A 23792-nucleotide genomic window follows, 5' to 3' on the forward strand; every position below is an offset into this window, starting at 1 on the left:
CTCCCCTGTTTTTGCGGCCGCATGAAGAAAAGGCAGCCGGAACCGGGAAGCGGCGCGGGGCATTCCGGTATATAGTTTGGTACAGCGAAGGCTGCAGCCCATCTGAAGGATATGTCCCAGGAGTATCCGGGGATCAGTAGAATTTATGGCGCAGCAGATGCGCTGCTGGAGGAAAGTATGCAAAACGAGATATTACTGGAAATGAAGAACATTCGCAAAGAATTTCCGGGGGTTGTCGCGGTTAATGATGTATCTATGGACATCCGAAAGGGAGAAGTCCATATTATCATAGGGGAAAACGGGGCCGGAAAATCCACGCTGGTTAAAATGATGGCCGGCCTGTATAAGATCGACGGAGGAGTCATGCTCCTGGAAGGGCAGGAGTATAAGCCGGCGAATGTTCTCGACGCCCAGCGGCAGGGGGTCAATATCATCCACCAGGAGCTGAGCATGATGCAAAACCGCACGGTGGCGCAGAATGTGTTCGTGGGAAGAGAGCCGGTCATGGGGCCGCTGCGGATGGTGGACAATAAGAAAATGAACCGGCAGTGCCGGGAACTGCTGGAAGGACTAGGCATCGATATCAAACCGACGACCATGGTGAAGGACTTAAGTATTGCGCAGCAGCAGATGGTGGAAGTAGCGAAGGCCATATCCACCGAGAATAAACTTCTGATTATGGATGAACCCACATCCAGCCTGACGCAAAAAGAGATCGACAACCTGTTCCGTATTACAAGGCAGTTAAAATCACAGGGCACCAGTATCATCTACATTTCCCACCGGATGCAGGAACTGATGGAGATCGGAGACCGGATCACAGTTATGCGGGACGGCTGTTATGTGGGGACCAGGGACGCTGATGATATCGAGATGAGCGAACTGATCACCATGATGGTGGGCCGGACCATTGAAAATGTGTACAACCGCACCTACAATGAGCCCGGAAAAGAGATGCTGCGCACAGAAAAGCTGACCGGTCTGCGGTTTCGGAATGTGGATATACACGTCTGTCAGGGTGAAATCGTCGGCTTCGCAGGGCTGGTTGGAGCGGGCCGGACGGAGCTTGTGAAGGCAATCTTCGGTTTCGATCAAGCCGAGGGCGGAAAGGTTTTTCTGGAAGGAAAAGAAATCAATCTGTCGAATCACAGTTGTAACCGTGCGATCCAAAAGGGGATGGCTATGATTTCCGAGAACCGAAAAACAGAAGGACTGTTCATCAATATGTCGATCAAGGACAATATCGTTCAGGCCTGTATGTTTGACAAATTCCCAAATGGAATTGTAAAAAACGATGTGATCAAAGAGACCGCGGAGCAGGGCGTCAAGGAACTAAAAGTAGCGACCACCTCCATAGAAAAGAAGGTATTCAATCTGTCCGGCGGAAATCAGCAGAAGGTCGTCATTGCTAAATGGCTGGCTACCAACAGTAAACTGTTTATTTTCGATGAACCTACCCGGGGAATCGACGTGGGGGCCAAATCAGAAATCTATGGTATTATGAATGATCTGGCGAAGAACGGAGCCGCGGTGATTATGATCTCCTCTGATCTACTGGAGCTTTTAGGCCTTGCGGACCGGGTCTATGTCATGAAAGACGGGGAGATTTCCGGTGAAGTGAGCCACGAGGAAAATGTATTTACGCAGGAATATATCTTAAGCCTTGGAATCGAAGGCGGGAAAGCGGTTGAGCATAAATCGCCGTCCGCAGCGGAGTCCGGGCCGAAGGACTGCCAAAAAGGAGGAAATCATGCAGCAGGTTAAAGAAAAATTAAAAAATATCCCCGGCCTGATATGGGGAGTCCTGGTGATTATCCTGGTCTTTATCTTCTTTGCAAAGGGCTTTACAAAATATCAGAATATCCTGAACATCCTGAGCAATACCGCGATCCTTCTGATCATCTCCTGCGGGATGACTATGGCGATCCTGTCGAAAGAGATCGATATCTCCATCGGAGGGGTGATGTCTTTTGCAGGGCTTGGCGGAGCGCTTTTTATCACCCGTTTTGAGAATCCGGGCATACCCGCTATTATACTGACCTTTGCCATCGGAACCGGAATCGGCCTGTGCTTCGGATTATTCAACGGTGTTCTGATCGGAAAATATAAATATAATTATTGGCTGATTACCTTTGCCACCATGAGTATCGGTTATGGAGCGGCCCAGGTGATCAATGGGGGCAACGTGGTATCCGGTTTCCCGAAGGCTTTCCGGAATGTGGCGGATTCCAAATTCCTGGGTATCCCTACGGTGGTCTGGGTAGCGCTGGTGATAGTGATGATTATGCTGTTTATTACCTACAAGACCCGTTTCGGCATGCACATTTACGCGGTAGGGGATTCGGAGCAGTGCGCGTCCCAGTCCGGAATCAATGTGAAGAAAACCAGGATCTTGATCTACATGCTGGCCGGTATGCTTTCCGGCTTCGGCGGGGTGCTGCTGGTGGCAAAGACGAACTCAGCAGGGCCTGTGGCGGCCAGCGGGTACGAGTGGAATGCCATCGCCGCCACGATCATCGGCGGAACCTCCTTCGAGGGCGGCAAAGGAGGACTGGCGGGAACCATTATAGGCGCGCTGGTCATGAGCATGATCATCAACGGACTGCAGCTGATGGGGTTTTCCAACTATTGGCAGCAGGTATACAAAGGTGCTTTCATCCTTCTGATCATCGTGGTGGATGTGATCAGCAGAAGAAAGAAAAAGAAAGCGGCGCTACGGAGGGTATATAAATATGACGAATGCTAAATTCAGAAATTTATTCATGAAATATTCCCGGCTGCTGGTTATGATCCTGCTCGTCGTATTTTTTGCAGCGGCGACAAAAACGTTCTGGGGTCCTGACAACTGGGGAAATGTATCCAACATTGTATTGCAGCAGGCGCCGTTTACGATCCTGCTGGCGATCTGTATGACACTGGTGATTGTATTAAAGGGTTTTGATCTTTCCATCGGCTCGGCCGTGGCTCTGATCTCCTGCGTCGCGGGTATGGTGCTTAATAAAACCTATAATCCCTGGCTTGCGATCCTGGCCGCCCTGATTTTGGGGGCCGTGATCGGGATTGCCAATGGAATTCTGGTTGCCTATGTGGAGGTGCCTACTTTTATTGTGACGTTTTCTATGCAGTGGATCTTAAGAGGGATCGCTATGGTACTGCTGGGGGGCAAGCAGATCTATGATTTCGGCCCCACGTTCCGGAATATATTTACCAGTTCCAGATACACATTCCTGATCCTGATGGCGGTTATCGCGATCCTGATGGCTTTGCTGCTGTCAAAGACCGTGTTTGGCAGAGAGGTATATGCCACGGGAACGAATCAGGATGCGGCCAGAATGAGTGGAATCCGGGTAAAACGGGTTTATATTATGGCGTTTTTGATCAATGGCCTGATCATCGCATTTACTTCCGTGCTGTATATCGCGAATCTGGGTACGGCGGAACCGATTATCGGGGAAAATTTTCCCATGACAGCCATAGCGGCCACACTGGTAGGAGGGACCGCGGTCTCCGGCGGCTCCGGAAAAGTATCCAATGCAGTGATCGGAAGCCTCATTATGCTGGTTCTGACCAATGGAATGATCCATCTGGGAGTTCCCAGCGAATGGCAGCAGGTGATGATTGGAGCGATCATCGTTTTGTCGGTGGTGGCGGAACGCGGCATGCAGAAGATTTCTGTTGAGACCGTGTAGCAAAGGCGCTGCCGGCTTAAGACAGATAAACGGCGGAACTAAAATTTATATTTAAGACAGGAGGAGATAGATATGGCAAGAATAGGATGGATCGGAATAGGGAATATGGGAAGCCGTATGTCCAGACGCCTTTTGGAGGCGGGGCATGAGCTGGCCGTATGTGATAAAATAAAAGAAAACGCCAGGGAATTAATTGGGGATGGGGCCGTATTTGTGGAAAATCCTTCCGGGCTTTGTGACAAAGCGGACTACATATTTTCCATGATACCAAACGCGCCGATTCTGAAGGAGATTATGGCCGGTGAAAACGGCGTGTTAAAAAGCGTCAGGCCCGGTACGATATTAATTGACATGAGTACCATTGATCCGGGTTCCTCGGCCGAGGTTAATAAACTGATCGAGCCCACCGGAGCAAAATTCCTGCGGGCCACGGTCACGGGAAGCGTGGCCTATGCCGCCGAGGGAACCCTTGGAATTATGGCGTCCGGTGACCGGGATGTGTTTGATCAGACCCTGCCTCTGCTGAAAATATTGGGCAACCGCCAGAGGTATCTGGGGGATCAGGAACAATCCAGATTTATGAAAATCTGTATCAATATGATGCTGGGTACGACGATGCAGATGCTGGCCGAATCACTGGTTATGGGTGAAAAAGTCGGAATCGACTGGGAGACTATGGTGGAATGTATCTGCGACAGCGCCGCGGCGGCAAACATCGTGAAAGCCAAGGAACAGGCGTTGAAACAGCGGGATTTTACAGCGATGGCCACATCGGTCATGATGGAAAAGGATATGAACATTGCCATGGAGCTGGCCAGGGAGTATGAGCTGGCATTGCCGGTTGCGGCCGTGTCCAAGCAGTATTACGCGGCTATGCGGGCCCATGATATGGGGCAGATCGACTATAGCGGATTGATTTTGCTCAATGAGAAGATCTGCGGAATTAAGAGTTGATTACAGGATACCTGGAAGGTTTTAAAGTTGGTACTGTCTGAAGAAGGGGAATTCCGGGAAATTTTGCGGATTTGGTTTGAGCCGCCGCAATATTTCCTGGAATTCCCTTCGCCGGTACCAGGAAGACGTTTTCGGAACAATTTATAAATCCGTTTCAAATGAGTTTTCAAATCAGGGAAAGTTGTGTGTTGTATTTCTTAAAGTTTGGTGTTATTCTTAATTTATCTTTTTGACGGTGTTCTGCCGTCAGTTATGTTCAGGTCACGGGATATTTCTTTTTATGCTTCTGTATCGAAGCTTTTACCCAATTGTTCGGAAAATTGAATATAGGAGGAGGATTGCCTATGGCAGACAAACTGCAGGATTATTTTCCGCTGATTCGTACAAGAGAGGAGGTATTGGACGAAATCAGAAGCAAGGATAATCTGCGGAAAATGTATGAGGAATGGCGGCCTAAACAACAGATGGAATTTTTGGATTTTTGTACCGGGGTTCGGGGCGCAAAGATGTTGTATGATTCTTTCTTCAAGGAAATCATGAATCCGGAATCGGCGCCGGAACGGTTAAACGATCTTCTGTCCGTTTTGCTTGGGAAGGAAGTGAAGATTGTCCAGGTACTGCCAAATGATTCTACCAGAATCGCAGATGAAAGCTCTTTGCTGGTAATGGATATTGTTGTCAGTCTCCGGGATGGAAGCATGGCTAATCTGGAGATGCAAAAGATTGGCTACGCGTTTCCGGGACAGCGCAGTGCCTGTTATTGCGCGGATCTGCTTTTGCGCCAATACAAACGGGTTAGGAGTGAAAAAAAGAAAGATGTGTTTAGCTACCGGGATATTCAAACGGTATATAATATCGTTTTATTTGAGAAAAGTACCAGGGAATTTCATGAACTGCAGAAGAATTATATTCACCGGTCCAGACAACGGTTCGATACGGATTTGGATGTGAATCTGCTGCAGGAATTTATTTTCGTACCGCTTGACATTTTCAAAGAAAACACCCAAAATAAAAGTGTGGATAGTGAGCTGGATGCCTGGTTGACGTTTCTTGCCTATGATTCGCCAGAGAAAATCATACAGCTTATTGAAAAATATCCCAGGTTTAAACAAATGTATGATGAGATCTATGTGATCTGCCGGAACATGGAAAGGGTGATGGGGATGTTTTCAAAAGAACTGCAGGAACTGGACAGGAATACGGTTCAGTATATGATTGATGATATGCAGGAGGAGATCAATAAACAGTCTGCAGAACTAAGCAGACAGTCTGATACAATAGACACCTTGAAGCGCGTAGTGGAAGAACAGAAAAAATTATTGGAACAAAGCGGTATCGTTGTCGATTTGATTTAATATCGGACATAAATAGCAGATATTAAAATGGCTTCTATAAAGATGAAAAAGCAGTCTTAAAGGCATTGTAGTACACAATGAGATGCCTCTTAAGACTGCTTTTATGTTTTATAGTTTATGATAAAAGCTTAATAGAGATTAGGCGCGAATAATTTCAGGTAATTCGCTTTGCAGATCCGGATATGTTCTCCGATCTGGTACTCCGCATCCTGCGGATCATGATGTTCTAAGGCATCAACGATCTTAAGGTGGTAGCAATCCGCCTCGGACAATCCCGAAGGAACCGAATGAATCAGATAAGTAATGCGCAGGATCTGCGGATACAAGGATTCGTAGCTTCCGATCAAAAACGTATTCCTGGAATAGCGGATAAGGTTCAGATGGAATTCCGTGTCTGTTTCATAAAACGTGTCCAGATCGCCCTCCTGAAGTTTCTGAGTCATAGTGATGGCCAGTTCCCTCAAATTCTGGAGCTGTAAAGGAAGAATGTTCTGAGAACATAACTTTCCGGCCAGTTTTTCCAAATACTCACGTACGTCATAGAGCTGAGCGATGTCTTCGTAGCGCACCTCGGATACAAAGCAGCCTTTAGTGGGTATGGAAGTAACCAGATTCTCAGAGACAAGCTGCTGGATCGCCTCACGTATGGGTGTACGGCTGGCATCCAGCATAGTACAGAGCTGGCGCTCCACAAGAAGGGTGCCGGGAGGCAGTTCATTCGTAATAATTTGTTCTTTTAGATAATCGTACACAAGCTGTTTCTTAGATTTTTCTGCCGAAGCATTCAGTGCTGTATTCAAGACCATAGAGTATCCCCCTGCTTTTTTGTAAATTCAAGCAGCATCCAGAATATCCCGGGTTCAGGTGACAAAAACGGAATGAGAGGCCCCACATAAGCTGTATATTCACGACATATTACTGGTATACCGTTGTGTTAATATTTTTACATACTGTTTTCGTATTGTCAACTAAAAAGGGATTGGATGAGAATGAAAGCACCTGTGAAATTGTCCGTAATATGAAAAAAATACTTGCATAATGAAAAATTCTATGATAATATCAAATTATGGTATACCAATGGTATTCAAAAGATATTCAAATAATATTCAAAAGGTATTCTTTGAAATAGGTTAAAGATGGGAGGTGGAGTGAAATGGATTTATTCAGCCTTGAGGGAAAAAAGGCGATCGTTACCGGAGCTGGTTCCGGATTGGGTTGCAGTATTGCGGTAGGGCTGGCGCAGGCCAGGGCGGAAGTCGCGATTCTGGACGTTATGCCCGATATCGTAGATAAGGCCCGGGAACTGTCTCAGCAGGGCGGCAGATTCCACGGGATCCGGGCAGATCTGTTGGACCGGGAAAGCTTAAAGGCAGGATTTGAAGAGGCAGCAGTTAAGCTGGGAGGAGTGGATATCCTGGTGAACAATGCGGGAATGCAGGTCCGCGGTGCGGCGGAGGATATTGAGATCAGTGCCTGGGACCGGCTGATAGAACTGAATGTAACTGCTGTATTTGAACTCAGCCAGTTAGCTGCCAGGAAAATGAAAGACAGCGGAGGCGGGAAGATTATCAATGTGGCGTCTATGTTAAGCTTTTTCGGTGGATACCGCTGTTCGCCGTATGCGGCCTCCAAAGGGGCGGTGGCCCAGCTGACCAAGGCATTCTCCAATGAATGGGCGGGAATGGGCATACAGGTGAACGCGATAGCTCCGGGATATATGGATACCCCGCTGAACACGGCGATTATCAATGACCCAAAACGCAATGAAGAAATTACCCTGAGGATTCCGGCCCGCCGCTGGGGAAAACCGGAAGATTTGATCGGGACCGTTATTTATCTTGCTTCGCAGGCCTCGGATTATGTTACCGGAGCAGTGATTCCGATTGACGGCGGATATTTGGGAAGGTAGGTAACCGGATGGAGGAAAATTATATTTTACAAAATTTGCTTCGCCAAAAGATCATAGCAATCGTCCGGGGAGTGAGAAAAGAGCAGATTCAAAAAACGGCGGATGCAATCATAAAGGGAGGTATTTCCTGTCTGGAGATTGCAATCGACCATACGAGTCCGGAAAGTGTCGAACAGACATATGAGATGATCCGGTGCCTGAAGGAAACATTTGCGGCGGGGATTTGTCTGGGAGCAGGGACCGTATTAAGCGGACAGGAAGTAAAGGCCTGTGTGGAAGCCGGAGCAGAATACATAATTTCACCCAATAAAAACCCGGATGTCATCCGCAAGACAAAGGAAGCGGGAAAAATATCCATTCCGGGTGCGCTTACACCTACAGAGATGACAGAAGCGTGGGAAGCCGGTGCGGATATTGTCAAGCTGTTTCCGGCCGGGATTCTGGGGCTTGATTATATCAAAGCTGTCCGAGGGCCGCTTAAGCATATTCCGGTATCCGCAGTGGGAGGGGTAACGCCCGGAAATTGCCGTGACTTTATCGAAGCCGGATGCAGCAGCATAGGGGTAGGCGGCAATCTGGTGGATTTGAAGAAAATAGAGTTGGGAGATTATGATAGCCTGACAAAAACAGCCCTGGACTATGTGAGGAATCTACAGCGGCAGATTCGGATGTAAAGGAGAATAAAAGAGAATCTGTGACAGCGGGTCTGAAAAAAGCTGTAATAGTTGACCGAAAATTATTCTAATAAAATTTTAAATTTGAATAAGAAATAAAACAATCAAATGTAAAGAGGAGGATTTTACAATGAGCAAATGGCAAATACCTTATCCGCAGGAAGTAAAAGTAGCTGGTTATATGGATTCCGACGAACCGATCTATTTCCAGAACATGACGATGAAGCAGAGTGAAGAACGGCTGAGAACGAACGACGTGCTGATTCTGCCGATCGGCTCCACAGAATGCCACGGCGCCCACGCATGCTACGGCGAGGATACGTTCCTGGTGACCAGAATGGCAGAACAGGTGGCCAAGAAGACCGGATGTACCGTATCCCAGCCGATCTGGTTCGGGTCCCATCCCTACCATCATATGGGGATGCCCGGCACGATCCCGATCAATGAAAATACATTCTGCGACTATATCGCCCAGGTACTGGCCGGTTTCTGGAACGCCGGATACCGCAAAGTGATCCTGTTAAACGGACATGGCCAGGAATATGTCATCCCCACCGCGATCCATCAGTTCGCGAGAAAATATCAGGTGCCCGGTGTGTTTATGAACGTGAACTGGTATTATGCGATTCCCGAATATCTTCGGGTTGGAGATCCGAAATGTAAATTCGAAACCCCGTTTAACCATGCGGACGAACAGGAAACCTCTTTCTCGCTGGCCCTGTTCCCGGAGATGATCCACATGGAGGACGCTCCGAATACGCAGCTGCATACCTTCTTACCTCCCGGACATATCGACAACGCCGGCAACATCTACGGCAGAGCTGTAAAATGGTACTGCCACGCGGGAGCGGGTACGATCGAAGTAATCGGCAATCCGGAAGGCGTGGTTGGTGCCGCTAAGCTGGCGACAGCAGAAAAAGCCATTCCCGCAACGGAAGCGCTGCTGGATTATCTGGAGAAACTGGTCAATGACGTGATCACCAAATGGCCGGCCGGGGAACTTCCTCCCTGCGACAAAGTGACCCAGAGATTCACGGATGAAACTCTGGAAGATCTGAAAAAAGGCCCGTTAAAGGGTGGGAAACACATCTACACGGTAGCTGACTATTAATACATAGGATTCTGATGCGGGGTGGTTAAATGGAAAACAATACCTTAGCGGGGTATATTATTACAATTGACGGAGGCACGACGAACACCAGGTGTATTCTTTGGGATCAGAGCAGGAACAAGATCGCCGAAGAAAAAAGGCAGGTGGGAGTCCGCAATACGGCAATTGACGGCAACAATGAAAAGTTGAAAATGGCAGTAAAAGAATGTCTGGATGCTCTCCTGGATAAGAATGACCTCACCTATGAAAATATCAGACGGATCATAGCCAGCGGCATGATCACTTCTGATGTGGGAATCGTTGTAATTCCGCACTTAAGCGCTCCGGCGGGCTTAGATGACCTGGCCCGGGCTACGGTGGCCGTGGATCTGCCTAAAATCTGCCCGATACCGGTTCACTTTATTCCTGGAATCAAAAACGCGGTGGACCATATTTCCGTGGAAAATTATGAGGCTATGGATATCATGCGGGGAGAAGAGGTAGAGAGCATCGCGCTGATGGACCGGTTCTTCGACGGCAGTCCGATGCTGCTGGTGCTGCCCGGATCCCATAACAAATTCGTTGCGGTGGACGCATCCGGCAAGATCACCGGCTGCCTTACCTCCATATCCGGGGAGCTGTTGGCGTCCATCACAAACGATACGATCCTGGCAAAATCCGTAGGACGTAAGTTTGTGGAGGAAGCCTCTTACGATAAAGAATGGCTTCTGTTAGGATATGAAAACGCGAAGAAAACCGGTTTGGGACGCGCATGCTTTTCCGGCCGGATTCTCAGCCTGTTCGTAGAGGAAGACACGGAGAAAATAGCAAATTACATACTGGGAGCCAGCCTGCAAGGAGATATTACGGCGATCAAAAACTCGGATGCCGTGCGGGCAAGCGGGAACGTCAAAGTGGTGGTAAGCGGTAAAAATCCTCTCCGGCAGGCGTTGATCGATATCTTCAAATATGAGGGAGGCTTTGGGACGGTTGAGGAGTTTGTACCGGAAGAGGGCAGTTCAATTTCCTCCCTGGGCGCTTATCTGATCGCAGAGAAAAGTAACATATTATAACGAGCATATTATAACGATCGTTCCGGAATTGAAAAAGATAAGGAGCACTATTATATGAAAGCTGTAATAACCGATTATCAATATGAATCTATCGAAACAGAACGCAGCATCATCGAGGGCGCCGGATTTACACTGAAGGATTATCAGGCGAAAGAGACAAAAGATCTGATTCCGGCCGTAGAGGATGCGCAGGCTGTGATCACTCAATACGCAGACATCAATGCGGAAGTGATCTCCCATATGAAGCAGGCCAGAATGATCATCAAATACGGCATCGGTGTAAACAATATCGACTGCGAAGCCGCGGCAAAAAAAGGAATTTATGTATGCAACGTACCCGACTATGGGGTGGAGGAGGTATCCGATCACGCCGTAGCCATGATTCTGGCGCTGGGTAAGAAGCTTCCGATCCTTACCGAAGCTTTCCGAAACGGCGACTGGGGATACGGCAGCGTGGTTCCTTTATACCGTCTCAGTGAATGTACCGTGGGCCTGGTTGGCTTTGGCAGAATTCCACAGATGGCAGCCAGAAAATTAAAAGGCTTCGGAATGCGTATTCTGGCTTATGACCCCTATGCCTCAGAACAGACGGCAAAAGAAGCCGGAGTGGTACTGACGGATATGGAGCAGATCATAAAAGAAAGCGACTTCCTCTCGGTGCATTGTCCCCTGACTAAAGATACGCGCCACATAATCGGAAGAGAAGAATTCCGCAAAATGAAATCCACAGCCTTTGTCATCAACACAGCCAGAGGCGGGATCATCGACGAGGCAGCCTTAATTGAGGCCCTGAAGGAAAAAGAGATCGCCGGTGCCGGGATCGATGTCTTTGAGCAGGAACCGGCCGGGCCTGACAATGAACTGCTGCACCTTCCCAATGTTATTGCCACTCCCCACAGCGCCTGGTACAGCGAGGTGGCGATCACCACCCTGCAGCGCAAGGTAGCGGAGGAAGTGGTAAACGTATTACAGGGGAACCGGCCCTTCCACTGTGTAAACGGTCTGTAGCTCCCGGCTTTTACACACGGGAATATAATAATTAGTAGTGGCAGGATCTGAAAGAAAATCCATAGTTTATTAAGAAAAATTGGACATAGCAGCGCCATGTTTTCATGTACATCTTTGGTAAAAAGTGCTAAAATAGGAGACAGAAGATTGTAACGAGGAGGATGTATATGGATACTGTGAAAGATTTTTGGATGCTCAATAACGGGGTACGGATCCCCTGTGTCGGTTTCGGGACTTGGCAGACGCCGGATGGAGAGACGGCGGTTCAGGCTGTAAAATCTGCGCTGGAAGCAGGATATGTCCATATAGACACCGCAGCGGCTTATGACAATGAAGCCAGTGTCGGACGAGGCATCCGGGAGGCCGGTGTAAAGCGCGAAGATCTTTTCGTGACCAGCAAGCTGTGGAATGCGAATAGAGGCTATGACAAAACGATGGCGGCGTTTGAAAAAACCATGAAGGATCTGGGGCTTGAGTATCTGGACCTATACCTGATCCACTGGCCGGCGGTAGCAAATCAGTTTGAGAACTGGCAAGAGCTGAATCTATCCACTTGGAGGGCTTTTGAACAGCTCTACAAAGATGGAAGGATCCGGGCGATTGGCCTTAGTAATTTTATGCCTCATCATATGGAACCGTTGATGGCGGAGGCGAAGATCCGTCCGATGGTGAATCAGATCGAATTCCATCCGGGGCAGATGCAAAGAGAGACCGTGGAATATTGCAGACAGCATGATATTTTGGTTGAGGCATGGAGTCCTCTGGGGACCGGAAGGATGCTTACGAATCCTACATTACAGTCGATCGCGGGCAAGTATGAGAAGTCGGTGGCTCAGCTGTGTATCCGCTGGTGCCTGCAAAATGAAGTGCTTCCGCTTCCGAAGTCTGTGACTCCCAGCAGGATCAGGGAGAACGCGCAGGTGTTCGATTTTAAGATCTCCAGGGATGATATGGAGCAGATTAATAAGATGGGTTACATCGGCGGCTCCGGGCTGGTGCCGGATGAGATAGATTTCTAAGCCGGCAATTGGGGACATGTCCATTCCGATTTGGGACATGTCCCAAACTGGTTTGTACCTGTCCCAAATCGGAATGGACATGTCCCCAAACCTCCAAACCTGCTAATCCAGCACTGTCATGTCGAGCAGTTCAAAGCCGTCCAGCAGTTTCCGGGTCACTTCCACCAGCCGGTCGCAGTCTCCTTCCCGGCTGCCCTCGATATTCAATGGCATGACAGGATCGTGCAGGGAGAGACGAAGCAGCACCCAGCCTTTGATTTCGTCATTATCAAAGGAGATCCGCACACCCTCGTAAGATTTCGGAAGCTGATAACCTTGCGCTTTGGCCCGTTCTTCAAATACACGCAGCACATCCTGACCATACGTTTTGAAATCATCTGCTTTAATCTTGAAGCGGTATTCCCTATCCTCGTACAAGGGGGGGAGCTTCTCGATCAGGGAGGCGATCTTTTTACCCTCCCGGGCGGAACGGGCTACCGCGATCAGAAGTTTGACCGCAAGGAACGCGCCGTCGTCCAGATAATAATTTTCCTTCAGTGCGCCGTGGCCGGAGGTTTCCATGGCCAGAGGAGATACGGTTCCCTCCTCATTCAGCCGTTTGCATTCATTGATGACATTCTTATAACCCCGCTTGAAGCAGTGATGTTTCATATGCAGGACTTCTTCCAGAAAATAAGTCAGACGGTGTGATGTGACGGAATCGGTGACGATCGTCCCGCCCGGATAATCCGGAGCCAGAATGGCAGCTACCATGGCAATGATGGCGTCACGGTTTACCTCGGCGCCGTCCGGCAACACTGCGGACATGCGGTCCACATCCGTATCAAAGATTAATCCAAGATCGGCGTGATGATTCATTGTGGCGGAGCGGACCGCTTCCATGGCCGCCTTGTTTTCCGGGTTCGGTATGTGATTCGGGAACATTCCGTCCGGATTGAGAAACTGGCTTCCGCTCGTATCGGCTCCCAGAGGTTTTAATATTTTATCGACAAAGAAGCCGCCTGCGCCATTACCGGCGTCGACTACGATCTTCAAGCCGCTCAGAGGATGTTCATAATCATCCGCCTGTACTGCCTTGCGAATCGTGTCAGCGAGATGTCCGGCATAGACGTTCAACAGATCAAAAGAAGGAACCGCCGACAGATCAGAGGTCTGCACTTTAAGATCAGCGGCAGCAGTTAAGATATCCGTGATGTCGTCGTGTTCCAGTCCGCCGTCGGCGTCGAAGAACTTCATACCATTGCGGTTATATGGCAGATGGCTGGCGGTAATCATAATGGAACCGTCAAAATGTGATTCCGGGAATACGATGGACATGAACATTCCCGGCGTGGTGGCCAGGCCGCAGTCCGTGACACGGCTGCCCGAAGCCAATACACCCTTGAGGATCGCTTCTTTTAACTCCGGACCGGATATACGGGAATCACAGCCAACTCCGACGGCGATCTGTTCCGCCGGTTTTTTCAACTTATTGGATAACCACAGGACGAAGGCCTGGGCGATCAGATTGGCAGCGTCCGGTGTCAGATTGACAGATTCACCCTCCACGCCTTCCGTGGCTATTCCACGTACATCGCTGCCGTTTTGTAGTTTCAGCATTTTTTCTCTATTTTCCATGGTTTCTTACCTCCCATGCAATTATAGCAAGGCCGGAAGAAAATGTCACCTTTTTCTTCCATTTATCTTTTGCTTTCATTTAATAGAAGAAAACATGAAAAAAACCATTGGCATATGCAATTATGTTATATAATAGCTAAAAAGGAGGGATCGTATGGATTATATTTCTGTGCAGGGGGCCTGTGAAGGCAATCTGAATCATGTTACGATAGACATTCCAAGGAATAAATTTACAGTGTTTACGGGCGTGTCTGGTTCGGGAAAGTCTACTTTGCTGATGGATGTGCTTTATATGGAAAGCCAGAGGCAGTATTTGGAGGCCATGTCTTTCCAGGGAATCGCAAAACCAAAAGTGGAGCGTATCCAAAATGCTTCCCCTGCTATCATCATATCGCAGACGGATGCCAATCAAAACCCAAGATCTACCGTCGGTACCCTGACAGATATCTATACGGGACTTCGTATGATTTATGAAAAGCTGGGTGTCAGGACCTGTCCCGAATGCGGGAAAGTTATTTCCGCTGCGGACTGCCGAGAGGAAACGGAGAAATCAGGAGAGGATTTTCGGGTTTATATGTATTGTTGTGAATGCAACCATAGAATGCGGAAGCTGACCCGTACGGACTTTTCTTTTAATACAAGAGAAGGCGCATGTCCGGCCTGTGAGGGATTAGGGCAGAAACTGGAGGTGAATCGGGAGGCGGTTGTGAATGAGGGACTGTCCCTGGAAGAGGGGGCCGTAGATTTTTGGGAAAATAAATACCGGGATTACCAGATGGAAGCGCTGGCGGCGGCATACGATTATTATGGTATCCCTGTACCAAAGGGAAAAAAGATAGCACAATACGATGAACTACAGAAGGCGGTCTTATATGAGGGGGTATCCAGTGAGCTGATAAAAGTACGTTTTCCGGAACGGGAAGCCCCGAAAACCGTGGCAAACGGCCGATTCGAGGGTATTATTCCCACGCTGAAACGACGTCTGGCAAACCAGAACGGAGAATCCAAAACAATTCTAAAATACTTTACCATGGCGGAATGCCCGGAATGTCAGGGGGAACGGCTGGGGGAAAAAAGCCGGGGAGTTACCGTATGCGGAGTCCGGCTTCCGCAGATTGCAGGTCTTTCTATGCGGGAACTGGCGGATTGGATTCGAAATCTGAGCGTTTCTCTAAAAGATAATAACCAAACACTGGTAAAAGACTATCTGCTGGACATTGAGACAAAAGTACATCGTTTCCTGAATGTGGGGCTTGGCTATCTGACTCTCGACCGCCAGATCATCACCCTATCCGGAGGCGAATTACAAAGAATCAGATTAGCAGCCGTCCTAGATTCCGACCTGACCGGGATCATCTATATCCTGGACGAGCCGACCGTAGGCCTGCACCCGAAAGATACGGGAGGCCTCATAACGATTCTCAAACGGCTGCGTGATCTGGGCAATACGGTGTTAGTCATAGAACACGACCCGGACGTCATGAAAGCCGCCGACCACATCGTCGACATGGGTCCGGGCTCCGGAAGATTCGGAGGAAATATCATCGGGGCCGGGACCCTGGATGAGATCAGGAAGCAGCCCCTTTCCGTCACCGGACAATATCTGAATCAGCCGCATCCCGGCAAAAGCACGTTCAGGGAAGGAAACGGATCGTTCGTCAAGATCCGCAATGCCTGCAAATTCAATCTGAAACATCTGGATGTGGACATCCCCTTAGGCTGCCTGGTTACTATAACCGGACCATCCGGTTCCGGAAAATCGACATTGATCTGTGAAATCTTGGCCCTTGGCAATTCCGGAGGGAAAGAAAACCGGGTGGAGGGCTGTGAAAATGTTGACGAAATCATCCAGGTCGGCCAAACACCCATTAACCGGAGCAAACGATCCAATATAGCCACCTATACCGAAATCTATACAGAGATAAGAGCCATATTCGCAAAGCTTGAGGAAGCAAAAGAACAAGGCCTGACCGCCAGGGATTTTTCTTTCAACACCCCCGGAGGCAGATGCGAAAACTGCGAAGGAATGGGAGTGGTCTCCAATAACCTGCTGTTCTTTGAAAACAATGAAGTCGTATGTCCGGTATGCCGGGGCAAACGCTTTCAGGATTATGTTCTTTCGGTAAAATTAAATGGGCTCTCCATAACAGATATATTGAAACTGTCGGTAGAAGAAGCGGCGCCGGTGTTTGAAAAACATCCCAAAATCCTCCGAACCCTGAACCTGTTAAAAGATGTGGGTCTGGGGTATCTGGAAATCGGACAAATCCTCACCACCCTATCCGGCGGTGAAGGCCAGCGCTTAAAACTGGCCAAAGAACTGATCGGGAATACGGCCGGCCGCGGCCTGTATCTGTTGGACGAACCAACCAGAGGCCTGCACCCGTTAGATATAGAAAATTTCCTAAAGCTGCTGAACCGCCTGGCAGACACCGGAAATTCCGTCATCGTCATCGAACATAATCAACAGATCATACAAAACAGTGACTGGATCATCGACTTAGGACCCGATGGAGGAGAGCAGGGCGGCCGGCTCATATACACCGGCCCACCTGCCGGACTTCCAGCATTCAAAAAGGGATGACCGATTTCATCCCTTAACATTAGCCAGAATTTCCTGGTAACGTTTCGTTCCGGGACCGGTAGGCTCCCCTTTTTTACAAAAGTTCAGTCCGGCCAGTTTCGGAACCACCCGTTCCACCACGATCTGCCCGTCTTTCGTCTTCGATTGAAGGACCCGGAGCGCCTCCAGAAACCGGGAATCCTCCTTAGCCCTATCATAAAAGGACAAAACATAGACATACTCAAAGAGATTATAATTCCTAAACGGATACTCCACCTGCATAAACAATGTCCCGATTCCGTAATGGCAGGGCCCGATCGGCTTCCGGACCGTCCAGTGATCCAGCAAAAATTCCACCGCCCGGTCTAACGCCTTCTCCTTACCCGCGGAACCGGAAAATCGGAAAGCATCCAACACGGTCAGAGTTGGATGCGGATTCGAATACTCCGTCTCCGGACCGCGCCCAAAGGAAAACTTATTACAACGCCATCCCCCGTCCTGATACTGAATATCCAACAAATGCCGAAACGTAGTCTTAAGCCTCTCATCATCCCCATAACCCAAGTGACAGAGAACCTGAGCGGCCAACGCCGTCTGACACGGATAAATCCCTCCCGCCGGATAAATCCGAAAACGCCCGTCCCGCTGCCAGACACTGAAAATCAACTCAGCCGCATCCCGAAGCACCGGTTCATCCGGTTCCATACCCAGCTCCAGCAGATAAAGCACACATTCCAGCGTCGAAAAAGGAGCCCCCTTAAGCAGCCTCTTATCCGCAGTGGCCCATAGATCCCCTCCATTATCATACCGATGAGACAAAATCGCATCAACATCCCCCAAATACCGTTCCTCTACAGCCATTCCCATCCCCCTTTCCTGTTATATCCAGTTTAAGAGGGATGCTGAGATTTGTCAATTGGCTGAGGGGAATGGGAGGGCCGGAGAAAAAGCGGACGTCTGACTCCCGCCCGGGTACCGGCTGCCCCGGATCAATCATATGTTGCACAAGGCAACCTCATAAACAGCTCCGGGAGCCCCTGAAAGCAGTGAGAATGACGGCGTGGGAGCCGCCATTCTCACTTGGGTCTCCCTTCGCTATTCGGCCATGCCTTTTGCAACATATGATTGATCCGGGGCAGCCGGTACCCGGGCGGGAATCAGACGTCCGCTTTTTCTCCTGCTTTAATTCCGGCAGAATTGGAAAGCATCTGTCTCCAAAAGCGCCAAAGTCTGAAAATGAATGGTCAAGCAGAAATTGAATATACATGAGTATATTATCTGCAGTATACATGGGTATATTACAGAAAATTGTATATATGTCTTTAGTATACATGGTTACTCTTAGAAAACTGTAAATATGCCGGATGAAAAGTAGGAGAGGACTGGGGCCGGGAGCGGCTTGGGGGCGGGGGACATGGGGCGGGAGCCAAATCGCTTGAGGCCAGACCTTAGAACAGGTTACGCAGACGACGGGAGAACCTCGCAGGGCCCGGAACACTGTCCGAGCCGTTTTGTGGCGAGTTTGTTCCGGGCCCTGCTAATAAGAGGTTCTCCCGCCATCGGAGTTACCTGTTCTTAGGTCTGGCCGATGCGATTTGGCTCCCGCCCCATGTCCCCCGCCCCCAAGCCGCTCCCGGCCCCAGTCCTCTCCGGCCCTTCCTCATCCGGAAAAAGAATTTTTGTATTTTTGAAAAACTGTATTGACATTGGATGGGTGAGAATATATAATGATTGATATAGAGTACACGTGTACGCAAATAAAATTCACGAAGGAATTGGAGAAGAGTAACGGTAACTGTGGGCAAAATCCATGAAAAATGGAAAGAAATCTGTCTGATTATACAAGACGGGAAGAAAATGGAGGAAAATTATGAGAATGAAAAAATGGTGGAGTTTACTGATCGCGGCAGTGCTGGTGGGAAGTTCCTTGGCCGGCTGTGGCAGCAAGCAGGAAGAGGCGCCGGCGGATGCCAACGCGCCGGCACAGAGCGAAAGTCCCGCGCAGGAACCGGCGGGTACGGATGCGCCGGAGGCCGGGGGGGAGACCGGGGAAGCGGTTACTTTGAACTTCTGGAACGTGTTTACCGGGTCTGACGGAGATATCCTTCGGGAGATCGTGGATAAATACAATGAGACGAATACGGATAATATTACGATTAATATGGACATTATGCCGAATGATACCCTTCAGCAGAAGCTGCCCGCTTCGATCGCAACCAATACCGCGCCGGATTTTGTGTTGTTTGGTGTGGAGAATATCGCTCCCTATGTGAGCAATGATTCTTTGGAAGATATCAGTGATTTTTGGGATACGGCGGGAGTTGATAAGTCCAATTTCCTGGAAAATGTGGTAGACTTGTCTTATGTGGACGGCAAGCTTTACGGAACGCCGATGCAGTACAATGTACAGTATTTGTACTGGAATAAAGATCTGTTCCAGGCGGCGGGCCTGGATCCCGATACGCCTCCGGCCACGATGGAGGAACTGGCTGATTTTGCAGTGAAGCTTACGGATTCTTCGAAGAAACAGTATGGCCTGGCGCTGCCCACCAGCGTGACTTATATGCAGTTTTTGTGGGCCAACGGGGGAGACGCGGACGATACGGAAACGAATACGAACCTGTTGAATTCGGAAGAAAACTTAAAAACTTTGGAGTGGCTTCAGGATCTGGCTGTGAATAAAAAAGTGACTCCGGAAAATATCACCGGGCCGGATGCGGATACGATGCTTCAGGCAGGACAGGTGGCGATGTACATGAGCGGCCCGTGGCAGATCAATGGCCTGAATGAGGCCGGAATCAAATTTGGTATCGCTCCTTGTGTCGCAGGCAGCGCGGGTTCCTTCTCACCGGCAGGCGGATGCAGCTTCGTGATTCCCAAGGGAACAGATGAGACGAAGAAAGCGGCGGCTTACAAATTTATGAAATACTGGCTGACCGATGAAGTGCTCAAAGAGTGGTCCCAGAGAAATGGTTTCCCGGTATGGTCCAAGACGCTGATGGAAGATCCGGAGATCCAGAATGACGAAGTGTTGAGCTCCATTTCCAAAGCTACGGAGATCGGCCGTTCTTATAACCTGGGATATTCCCTGGCAAGCCAGATCGATAACGACGTTATGATCCCGTTGTTTGAAAAAGTAATTACCGGCGCCAGCAAGCCGAAGGATGCGCTGGATGAAGCATCCAAAGCAATGGATGCCGTGTTAGGCAGCAACTAAGAAAAGCGGCTCCCGGCTGATAAGGCCGGGGGCCGAAAAAAAGGAGCAGATTATGAGCAAAAAGAAAAAATTCCGGCCCCATCAGCAAAGACAGGCGTATCTGTTTATTCTACCATCGATGATTATCCTGTCGGTCTTTGTGTTCATACCTCTGGGAGCTTCCCTTGTGATCAGCCTGCTGAACATGAATATTTTTATGAAGGATATTTCTTTTGCGGGGATCCATAATTTTGTCAAATTATTTTCGGATCACAGAGTGGCAAATGCGACGTTCAACAGTTTTTATTTTACCCTTTTTGAAGTTCCGCTCCAGGTGGGCCTGGCGCTTCTGCTGACCATGTATGTGGCGAAAAACAATAAATACACGAAATTACTGAGATCGACCTACTATCTGCCATTTGTCTGCTCCATGACGGCCATGGGTATCGTCTGGTCCATGATGCTGGACCCGAATATGGGCCTGGTTCCCTATTGGCTCAGCAAAATTGGGATAGATTCGATTTCCTTTTTAAAGGACCCGAATCTGGCTATGCCCACGGTCATTGCCGTGACGGCCTGGAAGGGATTTGGCTATACCCTGACGCTTCTGACGGCTGCGGTCCTGAATATTTCGTCCTCCCTGTATGAGGCGGCCGATATGGACGGCGCGGGCCAGTGGAAAAAATTTATACATATCACTATCCCCGGAATCTTTCCGACGATCAGCTTCTGTATCGTGACGACCACGATCAGTTCCCTGCAGGTCTTTGACCAGACCTACGTCATGACCCAGGGCGGGCCGCTTAACCGTACGGAAACGGTGGTTCAGTATATCTATGACAGAGGGTTCCAGACCGCGCCTTATGATCTGGGTTATGCCTCGGCGATCTCCGTCTATCTGTTTGTCATCATCGCCATTGTTACTTTTGTGTTGAAGCGTTTTGTGCTAAACAAGGGGGAGGAAGCCAATGACTAAAAAAGTGAAACCGGTCAAAATCGTAGGCTTTGTCCTGACCTTCCTGATCGCCCTCAGCGTATTGGTCCCGATCATCTGGCTGTTTGTCTCGTCTTTTAAGACCGATGTGGGAGTTATCCAGTATCCGCCGAAATTTTTCCCGACGGAGTGGACGCTGAAACAATATCAGCACGTCACGAAAAGCATTCCAATCTTTAAGATGGCGAAAAATACCTTTATTTTTGCCGGAGCCGTAACGGTGATCAGCGTATTTTTTGATTCCATGGCGGGCTATGCCTTCGCGCGAATGAATTTCAAAGGATCTAAACTGATCTTTTCCATTATTCTGCTGACGATGATGGTACCCTTCCAGATTATCATGACGCCGTTATACATTGAGGTATACAAATTCAACTTGCTGGATACCTATGCCGGATTGATCCTGCCAAGGGCCACCAGCGCCTTCGGTATCTATATGATGCGTTCCTTCTTCGCCGGACTTCCGAAATCAATCGAAGAGTCCGGGCGGATGGATGGAATGGGAGAGTTCCGGATCTACTGGTCTTTGATGCTCCCATTATGTAAACCGGCCATTGCCAGCCTTGGAATCTTTCATTTTATGAATAACTGGAACGACCTTTTATATCCTCTGATGCTGACCAGTTCCGCCGACAAGCGGACGCTGTCCGCAGGTCTGGCTGTTCTGGTGGGAAATAAAGTCATTAAATACGGACCGACTCTGGCGGCGACCATGATCTCGCTGGCACCATTGCTAATACTATACATATTCTGTCAGAAATATTTCGTGGAAGGCATCGCGACCGCTGGCATGAAGGAATAAAGGAGCAGAAAAACGATGAAGAAAGCATCTATGATCATCAACAGAAATTTTACAAAAGGTCAGATCGACCCGCGGATATACAGCTCATTTGTGGAGCACATGGGACGCGTGGTCTATTCGGGAATCTACGAACCCGGCCACCCGGCCGCGGACGAAGATGGATTTCGGGCTGACGTATTAGATAAAGTAAAAGAGATGGGAGTGACCGGAGTACGCTATCCCGGAGGTAATTTTGTCTCCTGCTACGACTGGCGGGACGGGGTGGGCCCCGCGGAAAAACGGCCCAGGCGTCTGGAGATCGCCTGGCGGTCCATCGAAACCAATCAATTCGGCATCAATGAGTTTATGAAGTGGGCTAAGAAAGCCGGAGTAGAGCCGGTCTTCGCGGTAAATCTGGGAACCAGGGGGATCGAAAACGCGGTCTCCATGGTCGAATACTGCAACATACCCGGCGGTACCTTATACAGCGATCTCAGAAAAGAGCACGGAGTGGAGAAGCCCTACGGGATCAAAACCTGGTGTCTGGGCAATGAGATGGACGGAGACTGGCAGGTGGGCCATAAAACAGCCCAAGAATACGGACGTATCGCCCAGGAGACAGCCAAAGCCATGAAACTGGTAGATACCGATATCCAGCTGGTATCCTGCGGCAGTTCCAAATCGTCCATGTCCACCTATCCCGAGTGGGAGGCACAGACCCTGGAATACACCTATCCCTATGTAGACTACATATCCCTGCACCAATACTACGACGGCCAGGATCGGGGCACGCCTTATTTCCTGGCCCAGGCGCTGGATATGGAAAATTATATCCGCACGGTAATCGGCACCTGCGATTACGTAAAAGCCAAAAAGCGGTCCGACAAAGAACTCTTCATCAGCTTTGACGAATGGGGAGTCTGGTCTATGGCAGACAAAGAGGTGGCCGCCCAGGTTGACGAAAAGCCCTGGCAGATCGCGCCTAAGATCAGCGAACAGATCTACAGCCTGGAGGACAGCCTGCTTTTCGCCAGTATGATGATGAACTTCCTCAAATACTCCGACCGCATCAAGATCGCGTGCCAGTCCCTGCTGACCAACATCAGCGCCGCGATCATGACCAAACAGGGCGGCGAAGTATGGGTACAGCCCATCTTCTACCCGTTTTCCTACATGTCCCGCTACGGAAGAGGCCAAACTCTTCAATCCGTCCTGGACTGTCCTACCTACGACGCAGAAGAGTTCAAACAGGTACCCTACCTGGACAGTGTAGCGGTATACAATCAGGACCGGAGTGAGATCTCCGTCTTCCTGGTAAACAGAAGTGAAGATGAGACCATACCTTTCTGCATCCGGTTGGAAGACTTCGGGGCAGGAACACCGGTCCAGCACATAGAACTGACCTCCGAGGACAAAAAAGCCACAAACCAATACCGGCACGACACCGTAGTTCCCCGTGAACTCCAGGACCTCATAGCAGACCCTGTGAACCATACGGTAACCTGTGAATTAAAACCTCTCTCCTGGAACATGATACGCATCGCAGTTGAGGAGTAGGTAGATTAGACGCAACGGGAACTGATCGCTTGTGGCTGGGTTCTAGGATGGGAGGCTCCGAAGCGGACGAAACCTCGCGGAAGCCGGGACGGTTCCTCAGGGGTGGGTATGTCCGCCGCTTCCGGCTGGTATCCGTGGGCGGTATCCGGGGATGCTCCCGGCCGCCGGGGTCTTTGGTGTCTCCCTGGGAGCGCGGAGGGCTTGCGCTGGCATACGCTAAGTGGAATCGAAAAGCCGGGTTCAGGAACCGAGCCTATTCACCAGGAACACGTGATGTGTTCCCGGTTCAGAGGCTCTTGCCCGTCGGACGTGA

19 protein-coding genes are annotated in these 23792 nt (G+C 49.5%); 16 read left to right on the top strand and 3 right to left on the bottom strand.

Annotated features, from left to right (window positions below; genetic code table 11):
* The first annotated feature begins 177 nt into the window (after positions 1-177).
* The 5 genes from KTH89_RS21680 (at position 178) to KTH89_RS21700 (ending at position 5998) form a co-directional block, all read left to right on the top strand.
* Positions 178-1764 carry a sugar ABC transporter ATP-binding protein gene (locus tag KTH89_RS21680; protein WP_238723073.1) on the top strand — a complete coding sequence of 529 codons (1587 nt, stop codon included), beginning with the start codon at positions 178-180 and terminating at the stop codon, positions 1762-1764.
* Positions 1751-2746, top strand: coding sequence for an ABC transporter permease (locus KTH89_RS21685; protein ID WP_238723074.1), 996 nt, complete (start codon positions 1751-1753; stop codon positions 2744-2746). Before KTH89_RS21680 ends, KTH89_RS21685 begins: the two co-directional genes overlap by 14 nt.
* Positions 2733-3689, top strand: coding sequence for an ABC transporter permease (locus KTH89_RS21690; RefSeq protein WP_238723075.1), 957 nt, complete (start codon positions 2733-2735; stop codon positions 3687-3689). Before KTH89_RS21685 ends, KTH89_RS21690 begins: the two co-directional genes overlap by 14 nt.
* 66 nt (positions 3690-3755) lie before the next feature.
* Positions 3756-4643: an NAD(P)-dependent oxidoreductase gene (locus KTH89_RS21695; protein ID WP_408639974.1), complete on the top strand. Its 888-nt coding sequence runs from the start codon at positions 3756-3758 to the stop codon at positions 4641-4643.
* A 344-nt stretch (positions 4644-4987) separates the two neighbouring features.
* On the top strand, positions 4988-5998 hold the full coding sequence (locus KTH89_RS21700) for an Rpn family recombination-promoting nuclease/putative transposase (RefSeq protein ID WP_238723077.1): 1011 nt from the start codon (positions 4988-4990) through the stop codon (positions 5996-5998).
* A 128-nt stretch (positions 5999-6126) separates the two neighbouring features.
* Here KTH89_RS21700 and KTH89_RS21705 read toward each other — a convergent pair whose 3' ends face one another.
* A complete protein-coding gene (locus KTH89_RS21705) occupies positions 6127-6804 on the bottom strand; it encodes a GntR family transcriptional regulator (RefSeq protein WP_238723078.1) in 678 nt (225 codons plus the stop codon).
* 347 nt (positions 6805-7151) lie between these two features.
* Here KTH89_RS21705 and KTH89_RS21710 point away from each other — a divergent pair, with 347 nt between their 5' ends.
* From KTH89_RS21710 to KTH89_RS21735, 6 genes are all read left to right on the top strand, one after another.
* The gene (locus KTH89_RS21710) at positions 7152-7907 is read left to right on the top strand and encodes an SDR family oxidoreductase (protein ID WP_238723079.1); all 756 of its coding nucleotides are present in this window, start codon (positions 7152-7154) and stop codon (positions 7905-7907) included.
* An 8-nt stretch (positions 7908-7915) separates the two neighbouring features.
* Positions 7916-8581 carry a bifunctional 4-hydroxy-2-oxoglutarate aldolase/2-dehydro-3-deoxy-phosphogluconate aldolase gene (locus KTH89_RS21715; protein ID WP_238723080.1) on the top strand — a complete coding sequence of 222 codons (666 nt, stop codon included), beginning with the start codon at positions 7916-7918 and terminating at the stop codon, positions 8579-8581.
* A 130-nt stretch (positions 8582-8711) separates the two neighbouring features.
* Positions 8712-9692 (top strand): 3-dehydro-scyllo-inosose hydrolase, encoded by a 981-nt coding sequence (iolN, locus tag KTH89_RS21720; protein WP_238723081.1) that lies wholly within the window; start codon positions 8712-8714, stop codon positions 9690-9692.
* A gap of 29 nt (positions 9693-9721) precedes the next feature.
* A complete protein-coding gene (locus KTH89_RS21725) occupies positions 9722-10744 on the top strand; it encodes a 2-dehydro-3-deoxygalactonokinase (protein WP_158347030.1) in 1023 nt (340 codons plus the stop codon).
* Positions 10745-10798: 54 nt separating this feature from the next.
* On the top strand, positions 10799-11752 hold the full coding sequence (locus KTH89_RS21730; RefSeq protein ID WP_238723082.1) for a C-terminal binding protein: 954 nt from the start codon (positions 10799-10801) through the stop codon (positions 11750-11752).
* A 167-nt stretch (positions 11753-11919) separates the two neighbouring features.
* Entirely contained in the window at positions 11920-12771 is an 852-nt protein-coding gene (locus KTH89_RS21735) for an aldo/keto reductase (protein WP_158347028.1), read from the top strand.
* A 102-nt stretch (positions 12772-12873) separates the two neighbouring features.
* Here the strand turns inward: KTH89_RS21735 and KTH89_RS21740 are convergent, their stop codons facing one another.
* Complete coding sequence (locus KTH89_RS21740; RefSeq protein WP_238723083.1) at positions 12874-14388, bottom strand: phosphohexomutase domain-containing protein; 1515 nt, start codon at positions 14386-14388, stop codon at positions 12874-12876.
* A 154-nt stretch (positions 14389-14542) separates the two neighbouring features.
* Here KTH89_RS21740 and KTH89_RS21745 point away from each other — a divergent pair, with 154 nt between their 5' ends.
* The gene (locus tag KTH89_RS21745; protein ID WP_238723084.1) at positions 14543-16972 is read left to right on the top strand and encodes an ATP-binding cassette domain-containing protein; all 2430 of its coding nucleotides are present in this window, start codon (positions 14543-14545) and stop codon (positions 16970-16972) included.
* Between the two features lie 6 nt (positions 16973-16978).
* Here the strand turns inward: KTH89_RS21745 and KTH89_RS21750 are convergent, their stop codons facing one another.
* The gene (locus tag KTH89_RS21750) at positions 16979-17812 is read right to left on the bottom strand and encodes a prenyltransferase/squalene oxidase repeat-containing protein (protein ID WP_238723085.1); all 834 of its coding nucleotides are present in this window, start codon (positions 17810-17812) and stop codon (positions 16979-16981) included.
* 1009 nt (positions 17813-18821) lie between these two features.
* Here KTH89_RS21750 and KTH89_RS21755 point away from each other — a divergent pair.
* The 4 genes from KTH89_RS21755 to arfA are packed head-to-tail and all read left to right on the top strand — an operon-like array spanning position 18822 to position 23479.
* Positions 18822-20168 carry an ABC transporter substrate-binding protein gene (locus tag KTH89_RS21755; RefSeq protein WP_238723086.1) on the top strand — a complete coding sequence of 449 codons (1347 nt, stop codon included), beginning with the start codon at positions 18822-18824 and terminating at the stop codon, positions 20166-20168.
* 52 nt (positions 20169-20220) lie between these two features.
* Positions 20221-21123, top strand: a complete 903-nt coding sequence (locus tag KTH89_RS21760; protein ID WP_158345559.1) for a carbohydrate ABC transporter permease — start codon at positions 20221-20223, stop codon at positions 21121-21123.
* Complete coding sequence (locus KTH89_RS21765) at positions 21116-21943, top strand: carbohydrate ABC transporter permease (RefSeq protein ID WP_158345560.1); 828 nt, start codon at positions 21116-21118, stop codon at positions 21941-21943. Before KTH89_RS21760 ends, KTH89_RS21765 begins: the two co-directional genes overlap by 8 nt.
* A 15-nt stretch (positions 21944-21958) precedes the next feature.
* Entirely contained in the window at positions 21959-23479 is a 1521-nt protein-coding gene (gene arfA / locus KTH89_RS21770; protein ID WP_238723087.1) for an arabinosylfuranosidase ArfA, read from the top strand.
* Positions 23480-23792: the final 313 nt, after the last annotated feature.

This window comes from Diplocloster agilis, from assembly GCF_019042275.1.
Taxonomy (GTDB): Bacteria; Bacillota; Clostridia; order Lachnospirales; family Lachnospiraceae; genus Diplocloster; species Diplocloster agilis.

Bases quoted from the DNA above. Each gene is read 5' to 3' on its own strand.
- KTH89_RS21755 (WP_238723086.1), top strand. From the start codon at position 18,822: ATGAGAATGAAAAAATGGTGGAGTTTACTGATCGCGGCAGTGCTGGTG.
- KTH89_RS21710 (WP_238723079.1), top strand. From the start codon at position 7,152: ATGGATTTATTCAGCCTTGAGGGAAAAAAGGCGATCGTTACCGGAGCT.
- KTH89_RS21735 (WP_158347028.1), top strand. From the start codon at position 11,920: ATGGATACTGTGAAAGATTTTTGGATGCTCAATAACGGGGTACGGATC.
- arfA (WP_238723087.1), top strand. From the start codon at position 21,959: ATGAAGAAAGCATCTATGATCATCAACAGAAATTTTACAAAAGGTCAG.
- KTH89_RS21730 (WP_238723082.1), top strand. From the start codon at position 10,799: ATGAAAGCTGTAATAACCGATTATCAATATGAATCTATCGAAACAGAA.
- KTH89_RS21725 (WP_158347030.1), top strand. From the start codon at position 9,722: ATGGAAAACAATACCTTAGCGGGGTATATTATTACAATTGACGGAGGC.
- KTH89_RS21690 (WP_238723075.1), top strand. From the start codon at position 2,733: ATGACGAATGCTAAATTCAGAAATTTATTCATGAAATATTCCCGGCTG.
- KTH89_RS21700 (WP_238723077.1), top strand. From the start codon at position 4,988: ATGGCAGACAAACTGCAGGATTATTTTCCGCTGATTCGTACAAGAGAG.
- KTH89_RS21685 (WP_238723074.1), top strand. From the start codon at position 1,751: ATGCAGCAGGTTAAAGAAAAATTAAAAAATATCCCCGGCCTGATATGG.
- iolN (WP_238723081.1), top strand. From the start codon at position 8,712: ATGAGCAAATGGCAAATACCTTATCCGCAGGAAGTAAAAGTAGCTGGT.
- KTH89_RS21750 (WP_238723085.1), bottom strand. From the start codon at position 17,812: ATGGCTGTAGAGGAACGGTATTTGGGGGATGTTGATGCGATTTTGTCT.
- KTH89_RS21715 (WP_238723080.1), top strand. From the start codon at position 7,916: ATGGAGGAAAATTATATTTTACAAAATTTGCTTCGCCAAAAGATCATA.
- KTH89_RS21765 (WP_158345560.1), top strand. From the start codon at position 21,116: ATGACTAAAAAAGTGAAACCGGTCAAAATCGTAGGCTTTGTCCTGACC.
- KTH89_RS21745 (WP_238723084.1), top strand. From the start codon at position 14,543: ATGGATTATATTTCTGTGCAGGGGGCCTGTGAAGGCAATCTGAATCAT.
- KTH89_RS21740 (WP_238723083.1), bottom strand. From the start codon at position 14,388: ATGGAAAATAGAGAAAAAATGCTGAAACTACAAAACGGCAGCGATGTA.
- KTH89_RS21760 (WP_158345559.1), top strand. From the start codon at position 20,221: ATGAGCAAAAAGAAAAAATTCCGGCCCCATCAGCAAAGACAGGCGTAT.
- KTH89_RS21680 (WP_238723073.1), top strand. From the start codon at position 178: ATGCAAAACGAGATATTACTGGAAATGAAGAACATTCGCAAAGAATTT.
- KTH89_RS21705 (WP_238723078.1), bottom strand. From the start codon at position 6,804: ATGGTCTTGAATACAGCACTGAATGCTTCGGCAGAAAAATCTAAGAAA.